This window comes from Methanohalobium sp., assembly GCF_018609725.1.
Lineage (GTDB): Archaea > Halobacteriota > Methanosarcinia > Methanosarcinales > Methanosarcinaceae > Methanohalobium.
In genome coordinates, this window is record NZ_JAHENT010000044.1 from 1 (window position 1) to 9,151 (window position 9,151).

Below are 9,151 nucleotides of genomic sequence, written 5' to 3' on the forward strand. Positions count from 1 at the left end.
AGAAACAGTGCAATAAATATCATGGTCCGTTACCTATCACAGAATGCCATTTGGACAGGCTACAGGCGATTCGCCTATAATCTACGACAAACAGGTTTATTGACATTCGATGTTTATAAAATACATCCAATGGATGATATGAACACTCGTAGGAATCTCCATGTGTAAGCGTGGTGTAGTTCAAACATTGACTTCTATCATCCAACATATTTAGAACAAAAAAACATATACGGAGATTTTTATTGATGAAATACTGGCAGCCAAAATATGAAACAATGGCACCAGAAGAACTCAGAGACCTGCAGTTTAAAAGATTGAAAAGGACAGTTTCACAGGTTTATAACAATGTACCATTTTCTAAGGATAGATTTGACCAGCTTGGAATAGGTCCTGATGATGTAAAATCACTGGATTCATTACAGAAACTGCCAATGACGATAAAAAAAGACCTTCGTGATACTTATCCTTTCGGACTTTTTGCAGTTCCAAAAAAAGATATTGTGCGGATACACGCTTCTTCTGGTACAGGAGGAAAACCTACTGTTGTAGGTTACACGACCAATGATATAGACACATGGTCCAATATAATGGCAAGGAACTTGGTAATGGCCGGTGTTCGTGATGATGATGTATTTCAAAATTCTGTAAATTACGGTCTTTTTACAGGTGGACTTGGATATCATTATGGAATTGAGAAGCTTGGTGCCATGACTGTACCCAGTGGAACTGGTAACACTGCCAGACAACTTGAGATGATGGTTGATTATGGGGTTACTGCAATCCATTGCACACCATCCTATGCACTTTATCTTGCAGAAACCGCTGAACAAATGGATATGCTTGATAAACTGTCATTGAAAACTGGATGTTTCGGTGGTGAACCCTGGTCGTCAAATACCCGCAGACAACTGGAGGACGCGCTTAATATAAGTGCCTACGATTCATACGGTCTTTCTGAAATGATGGGTCCTGGTGTGGCGTTTGAATGTGAAGAGCAGGACGGACTGCATGTCTGGGGTGACCATTTCCTTGTAGAAGTGCTGGATGAGAATGGAGAACAGGTTTCAGAAGGTGAAAAAGGTGAACTCGTGTTGACATCTCTTACAAAAGAGGCTTTACCACTTATAAGATACCGAACAGGAGATATCACTCGTCTGCTTGAAAGTGATTGTGGCTGTGGTAGAACAACACCCCGTATATCCAGAGTGCTCGGCAGAGCAGATGACATGTTGATTGTTAGGGGTATCAATATATTCCCATCCCAGATAGAAAATGTCATAGCGGATATACCAGAAATCACCGACCAGTTCCAGGTGGTTCTTGATAGAAGCCAAAACATGCTGGATGAAATTACTGTCAGGGTTGAACTGGAAGATGATGCGTTTACAGGAGAACTTCAAGACCTATCTGCTGTCAGGAAACATGTTGAAAATGAATTAAAATCCATCTTAAACATACGGACAAATGTTGAACTTGTAGAAAAAGGTTCAATCCCCAGAACTTCTGGTAAATCTCAGAGGATAATAGACAGGCGTAACGCACTTTAAACACTATATTGATTATTTAACAATAGGGATTATATGCCACATAAAATGGAAATGTTGGGTAAAACCAAAGTAACGGTAAAAGATGGTAAAGTAGTGGATGTTAGTGAGCCAGTAATAAGCTGGTGTCCCATTTTTGATAAGGTTCACGGTATCAAAAAAATAACACCTGAAGATGTCAGAAAAAACATGGAATTCAGGATTAATGATTTTGGCATGTTTACTGACAAAAGAGAGATTGAACAAGAAGTGTTTGTGGGCTTTGGTGCATCGGAAATAATGATGACCGGTCTCAGAAGAAATATCTTGGATAGCACAGTTACAGTCTGCGATGGTGCAGGTACAGTAATAACCAGTAACCCCAAACTTGTACAGGGAATGGGAGCAAGGATTTCCGGGTTGGTAGAAACCGAACCTATAGAAGGTCTGATTGAAAGAATACAGGAAAGTGATGGTGTTGTTCTTGACCCGTCTACTGCAAAAATTGATTCTATTGAGGGAGTTAGGAAAGCAAATGAGCTTGGACATAAAAGAATTGCAGTAACAGTTCCTGGTGTTGATGAAGCTAAAAAACTCAGAGATTTGCAATCAGAACTTGGACTTGAACTAATCCTTATAGGGGTTCATATAACCGGAATCGAGAGAGATAAAGCACTGCAACTTATAGAATATCTGGATATAACAACAGCCTGTGCATCGAAAAACATCCGTGATGTCATCAAACCTTTGGTGCAGGTGGGAACTGCAGTACCACTCTTTGGAATCACGCAAAGGGGTAAAGAAATTATGCTTGAGCGCGCCAAAGAAGTAGAAAAGCCAATACTTGTTAATACTACCGAATTACCAGAACTTCCAGAAGAGAAACAGCCAAAATAAAATTGTTAGATGGTTTATACTATATCATCATTTTTTATTTCTGATTCCAGAACTGGAAGATTCTGTACATATCCGTTCCTGTCATAACATCTCCAGCTGTCCTCATCAAACGGTTCACCTACAATTATATGATGAGAACCGGTTTTTGAGAACATTTGAAGGTCTGCTTTTGATGGTTTAATATTTGGTGATGGGTGGCTGTGGACAGACCCCACTGATTTAACATTTGGCATCATAAACAGTTTCATGACAGCACTACGGTTGCTTGATTCAGTACCCGGGAGTATGATGACTTCTGTAATAATTCCATTATCTGCATGTAGAAGTCCAGCAAATTCAAGAGGAGCAGTGGATTCACTTACTTTTAAGATAAAATTTAGGGCATCACGTTCAATTCCTTTAATCTCCATAATATAAGACTATGTTTTTTAATTATATTATTTTGATTGAAAGAAATCAATTAAATCTATTTTCTTACTTTTATAAAGTTTTATATGTTTTCTGGTATATTAAATTTATTATAAATTATATTTTTCATCGGTTTGCAATTTGAAAACCTATTAGTAAATTTTATGTTCAACATTAATATATGTGAGTAGTATTATTTAATTATAAGTTTGATTGATAGTGATAAATATAAAATTTGTAATTTTTATCCTGAATTAGATTTGCGATAACCTTATATACGTCTATATACTGACAATTCAATCAAGCTATAGTCATATACTTATTTATAATTTATTTACAAATATGACTATATCTCAATAAAAACGATAAAATAATATAATATGTTAAAAAAATAGTATCCATATCTAATCTATAAGAATAATTCATGATATGTGTAACCATCATGATAATGATGATTATAGTGGTATTGAGGAAATGACAGCTAACAGTAAAAAACGAATGGGCTTCATAATCTAAGAGAGGGGATGAATTTGCAATCTTTGGTACAGGAAGCGTTAAAGCAAAAAGAAAAAGAAACATCAGAAAGTGAATCGATAGAATCAGAAGATGATTTTGAAGGTTTTGGGATGCCCAGAATCACTATTGTAGGATGTGGTGGTGCTGGTAACAATACTGTAAATCGTTTATATAACATCGGTATTGAAGGTGCAGAAACCGTAGCAATAAATACAGATAAACAACACTTAGATAACGTACATGCTGACAAGAAGATATTGGTCGGTAAAACCCTGACACGTGGACTGGGTGCTGGTGGATACCCGGAAATGGGTAAGAAAGCAGCAGAACTTGCACGCGGTACACTTGAAGAGGTATTCAAAGATTCTGACCTTGTATTTGTAACTGCAGGTATGGGTGGAGGCACCGGTACAGGTGTAGCACCTGTTGTAGCAGATATTGCAAAAGAGCAGGGAGCGATTGTAGTAGGAATGGTATCCAGTCCTTTCAGAGTGGAAAGAGCAAGAACTGTAAAATCCGAGGAAGGGCTTGAAGAACTCAGACGTACAGGTGATACAGTTATCGTTCTTGACAACAACAGATTACTTGAATATGTACCAAACCTGCCAATAGATCAGGCGTTTTCAGTTATGGATCAATTGATATCAGAAACCGTCAAAGGAATTACAGAAACAATTACCCAACCATCCCTCATCAATCTGGATTATGCTGATATAAGGTCGATTATGGGTTGTGGTGGAGTAGCAGTAATGCTGTTTGCTGATAGTAAAAACCAGAACAAGAGCGACGATGTTGTACGTTCTGCATTAAACCATCCATTGCTGGATGTTGATTACAGAGGTGCAACTGGAAGCCTTGTACACATAACAGGCGGACCTGATTTGAGTCTAAAAGAAGCCGAAGAAATAGCCGGTTCTCTAACCTATGAACTTTCACCCGACGCCAATGTAATATGGGGTGCAAGAATACGGGATGATTTTGAAGGAAAAGTTCGTGTTATGGCTATAATGACTGGTGTACAATCTTCACAGATACTTGGACCCAATGAATACGATCCAAATATAGTGGAGAAGAAAGAACCAAGCAGAGCTTCTACCAGTGGTAGTAGTCCGAACCGGAACTCAGCCGGTCCAAATAAAAATAACAATGGTTCTATTATAGACATAATTAATTAACGAAATCTATATCCAGAGCTTATCCAGTTTCAATTCCAAATTGAAATTGGATTTTGTATCTCTATTTTTTATAAAGTTTTTAATACAAGGTTAGCCTACAAAAGCATATGAAAATCTTGATAGTTACAGGATATCTTGCAGAACAAACTGTAAAAAATGCAGTAAACTCTGAGGCAGATGTTCTGGTACTTGATACAGATATTGCTGCTTTTATCACACCAAATAAATTACTGCAGGCTATGAAAAAAGAACAATTATCGGACAAATACGATATTGTTTTTGTACCGGGTATTGTATCTGGTGATTTTACAAAGGTTGAAATGGAAATGGGATGCAGTGTATATCTTGGTTCCAAACATGCTTATGACTTGGATTTTGTTATCCCTTTTGCAGAAAACTTCAAATTTTCTAAAGTAAAGCCTGCATGTGAATTATTATCTGATGTGCGACACAAAAAAGCGATTGAACAGATACAGAATATCGAGGATAATTCTACCTCTGCATTTAATATAGGGGAGCTAAAAATAGGTGGCAACTCCCGTATGAAAGTGATGGGGGAGGTTGTAAATGCAACTGGTATGGACGGATTAACGCTTAAAAATAGTATACTTTCTTTTATAGAAAAAGGTGCTGACATTATTGACATCGGGGTTTCGATGGATGCAACCCCTGAAGAGGTAATAAATGCAGTTGAAATCGCAAAGAGTATAGCATCTGTACCTTTAAGTATTGATACACTTGATTCTGAATTAATAAGTAGTGCACTTGATTCCGGAATAGATATAGTTTTAAGCCTTGATGGTAGCAACATTGAAGAAGTAGGGTACAAAGTAGCTGAAAATGATGTTGCTGCAGTTGTAATTCCTGACGTGAGTGTTGATGAGGATAGAAGGTTAGAGAGCTTGATTAAAAACATCAAATCTGTGATGGAGATAGGGATAACTCGTGTTATTGCAGACCCTGTACTTGATTCAATAGGCTATGGTATAGATGAATCTATAAACCGGTACAAAAAAGTTTGTGATACGTACCCTGAAATTCCTCTGTTTTTCGGGGTAGGAAATGTAACAGAACTAATAGATGCAGATTCAGTGGGTATTAATGCATCTCTTACAGGAATTGCAAACGACCTTGGAGCAAGTATACTTTTTACACCTGAACTTAGTGATAAAACACAGGACTCTATAATTGAGTTGAAAACATCATCTTATATGATGGCTCTTGCCTCAGAACGAAAGACCCCTCCAAAAGACCTTGGCCTTGATTTGCTTGTATTAAAAGAAAAACGCAGACATCCTGATGCCACGGTTCCAGATAATTTTTTACAGGCTAAGGTATCAGGTTCATGGCAACTTGACCCTGCTGGGTGTTTTAGAATAAAAATTGCAACAAATTTAAATTATTCTGAAAGATGTATAGTTGTAGAGCATGAAAAAACCTGTATAGTAGGTAAAACTGCAAATGAGATTTTTGATACAATCCTTGATATGGAACTTGTATCAACTCTTGAACATGCGGGTTACCTGGGACGGGAATTGAAAAAAGCAGAACTGGCTCTTAAATTTAACAGAAGTTATTCACAGGACGACGAGTTTTAATATAGGTGATAATGTGAAACTTGAACAAATGGATAAAGAATCAATAATGAAAATCGTTGCGGCACGCTATTTTACTAACCAGAACTGGAAATGGATTAATTTAAAATCTGAAATAAATAAGATTTATAAAGCATATGATGAAATAAATGAACAGTACAATGCTTACCCCTATATGAGCAGGGACTGGTATGTTGCAAATTCGGCAACCAAGAATATACATATGTGTGAAAAATGGAATGAATTAAAAGAGTTGATGGGGTTTTTGGATTCATATGCTCAGCATTTTGATTTTATGGTCAAGAACGGTGATGAAAAATTTTTCTGTATAATAAGTGATAACAGTGAACTTTCTTCAGATCAAAAGAATGCAATAGATATTGCTAGAAAATCACAGTATAAAATTTATGAATTTAACATGCAAGTACCAGATGAGGTAGCGTTTGAAATCTCTCAGTTATAATCTATATTATACTGGATTATATGTAAACCTTGCTTTATACAAGTTTGATACTGGATTTATTATTTGAAAAAAATCTATAGGTTTTATGTAATAGGTTGCATTAACTACATCTAACATTTAATGGCCTAACATCTAATAAGAGAAAAAGGAGAGGAGTAGCAATATGGATAGCCTGATATATATAGCCCCTATTGCAGGTATTGTAAGCCTGGTATTTTCTGCATTTTTTATACAAAATATTATGAAAAAAAGTCCGGGAACGGAAGCTATGCAGCAAATAGCAGGAGCTATACAAGAAGGGGCAATGGCATATTTAAACCGTCAATATAAAACTATTACTGCTGTTGCGATTGTACTTGCATTACTGATTTTTGCTTTGCTCGGGGATGACAGTGGTAAAATAACAATTGGATTTATAGCAGGAGCTTTAAGTTCAGCAGCTGCAGGATATTTGGGGATGAATGTATCTGTCAGGGCAAATGTCAGAACCACAAATGCTGCTTCACATGGATTGAAAGATGCAATGTCTATTGCATTCCGTGGTGGTGCTGTTACAGGTCTGGCAGTTGTAGGTCTGGCGCTGCTCGGTGTAAGTGGTTTTTATATAATTTATGGAGACGTAGACCTTGTAATAGGTTTTGGGTTTGGTGCAAGTCTTATCAGTCTTTTTGCCAGAGTTGGTGGAGGTATTTATACAAAGGCTGCTGATGTTGGTGGAGACCTTGTAGGTAAAATCGAAGCAGGAATTCCAGAAGACGACCCACGTAATGCAGCAGTGATTGCTGATAACGTCGGTGATAACGTCGGTGACTGTGCAGGTATGGGAGCAGACCTTTTTGAAACCTATGTTGTAACAGTGCTTGCGGCAATGTTGCTCGGTTCAGTAATTCTGGAAACCTATCCAAATGCGATATTGTATCCTCTTATACTGGGAGCTGCGGCTATTTTTGCATCAATTATATCGATATTCTTTGTAAAAGTCGGTGATGATGGAAAGATTATGAAAGCACTTTATAAAGGTGTAGCCCTTTCAGCGATATTGTCCATTGTAGCATTTTACTTTGTAACTGATTTCCTGATGGGTGATATAGTATTCTTTTACGCGGCTCTTGTCGGTATTGTTATAATGGTTCTTATGGTTGTATTTACCGAATACTATACTTCAACAAGTTTCAGACCTGTAAAAACTATAGCCAAATCATCCGAAACAGGATCAGGAACAAACGTAATATCAGGTCTTGCAATCGGGCTTGAAAGTACAGCACTTCCAGTAGTAATTGTTGTAATAGGTATCTTGGCCGCATACTTTGTTGTTGGCGGGGCTGCTGCACCGGCAATAGGATTATATGGTATTGCAATAGCAGCATCAGCAATGCTTTCAACAACCGGCATGATTGTAACTATGGATTCATTTGGACCGGTTACAGATAACGCTGGTGGTATAGCGGAAATGGCGGATTTACCTGAAAACGTCCGTGACGTTACTGATGCACTTGATGCAGTCGGTAATACTACAAAAGCAGTTACTAAGGGTTATGCGATAGGTTCGGCTGCACTTGGTGCACTGGCATTGTTTGCTGATTACCGACACAAAGTCAACCTAGGTGCAGGGAGTTTAAGTCTTGATAATCCTGTAGTGCTTGTCGGACTATTTATAGGTGGATTGCTGCCGTTTATATTCAGTGCGGTTACCATGAGGGCAGTTGGAAAAGCAGCTTTTGAAGTTGTAAATGAAGTCCGCCGACAATTCAGGGAAATTCCTGGTATCCTTGAAGGGACGGCAAAACCCGGATACAGTGAATGTGTTGATATAGCAACAAGAGCTGCCATCCGCGAGATGGCTATACCCGGTGCAATGGCAGTAGTTGTGCCCCTTGTTGTAGGTGTAGTACTTGGACCACTGGCTTTAGGGGGTCTTCTGTTGGGTATTATTGTTTCTGGATTTCTCCTTGCACTGACCATGGACAACGGTGGAGGTGCATGGGACAATGCCAAAAAACTGATTGAAGACGGAGAGTACGGTGGTAAAGGTTCAGATGCCCATAAAGCAGCTGTAGTAGGGGATACAGTAGGAGACCCATTCAAAGATACGGCAGGTCCGGCGCTCAATGCCCTGATTAAGGTTGTAAATATGGTCTCCATTCTTTTCTCAGCCATCTTTATAGGTGCTGGGATTTTCTAACTGGATGGCTTTTACCATCCACTAATTTTTTGATAATATCCAGAAATTGAAAATAATGGATGATGAACATTTGTTTTTTCACTTGCCAACTTTTATTTAAAACTACGATAGCAAAGGGATAAATATTTATATGATAAATTACTATGGAGGGGTTAGAAACGAGCGGGTCAAAGACTACTTTTTTACCCACACTCCCCCTACAACAAACCCCCACTCCCCAACCCGCTCGTCCCCTACTTTTTCTACATTTTCAACAAAAGACTTACAATTAGATTTATCCAGTTATACACTAACATGGCAGAGGTATAAATTTTTATTCTAAATATCGCAGAAGGCTCCCAGCGAAGCTGGAAGATGAATGCGATATACACTCTTGAACTACATTTAACGTA

7 protein-coding genes are annotated in these 9,151 nt (G+C 38.0%); 6 read left to right on the forward strand and 1 reads right to left on the reverse strand.

Annotation, left to right across the window (positions count from 1 at the left end):
• Positions 1–245: 245 nt before the first annotated feature.
• The gene (locus QZ276_RS02355) at positions 246–1,547 is read left to right on the forward strand and encodes a phenylacetate--CoA ligase family protein (protein ID WP_292484928.1); all 1,302 of its coding nucleotides are present in this window, start codon (positions 246–248) and stop codon (positions 1,545–1,547) included.
• 33 nt (positions 1,548–1,580) lie between these two features.
• A complete protein-coding gene (locus QZ276_RS02360) occupies positions 1,581–2,420 on the forward strand; it encodes a methanogenesis marker 8 protein (RefSeq protein ID WP_292484929.1) in 840 nt (279 codons plus the stop codon).
• A 14-nt stretch (positions 2,421–2,434) separates the two neighbouring features.
• Here QZ276_RS02360 and QZ276_RS02365 read toward each other — a convergent pair whose 3' ends face one another.
• The gene (locus QZ276_RS02365) at positions 2,435–2,830 is read right to left on the reverse strand and encodes a Mov34/MPN/PAD-1 family protein (RefSeq protein ID WP_292484931.1); all 396 of its coding nucleotides are present in this window, start codon (positions 2,828–2,830) and stop codon (positions 2,435–2,437) included.
• Positions 2,831–3,358: 528 nt separating this feature from the next.
• On the opposite strand from QZ276_RS02365, the gene ftsZ reads away from it, so the two are divergent.
• The 4 genes from ftsZ to QZ276_RS02385 all read left to right on the forward strand — a co-directional run bounded on the left by ftsZ (position 3,359) and on the right by QZ276_RS02385 (position 8,759).
• The gene (ftsZ, locus tag QZ276_RS02370) at positions 3,359–4,519 is read left to right on the forward strand and encodes a cell division protein FtsZ (RefSeq protein WP_292484932.1); all 1,161 of its coding nucleotides are present in this window, start codon (positions 3,359–3,361) and stop codon (positions 4,517–4,519) included.
• A gap of 107 nt (positions 4,520–4,626) precedes the next feature.
• On the forward strand, positions 4,627–6,117 hold the full coding sequence (locus QZ276_RS02375; protein WP_292484934.1) for a dihydropteroate synthase-like protein: 1,491 nt from the start codon (positions 4,627–4,629) through the stop codon (positions 6,115–6,117).
• A 13-nt stretch (positions 6,118–6,130) separates the two neighbouring features.
• Entirely contained in the window at positions 6,131–6,577 is a 447-nt protein-coding gene (locus QZ276_RS02380) for a hypothetical protein (protein ID WP_292484937.1), read from the forward strand.
• 163 nt (positions 6,578–6,740) lie between these two features.
• On the forward strand, positions 6,741–8,759 hold the full coding sequence (locus QZ276_RS02385; RefSeq protein ID WP_292484938.1) for a sodium-translocating pyrophosphatase: 2,019 nt from the start codon (positions 6,741–6,743) through the stop codon (positions 8,757–8,759).
• Positions 8,760–9,151: the final 392 nt, after the last annotated feature.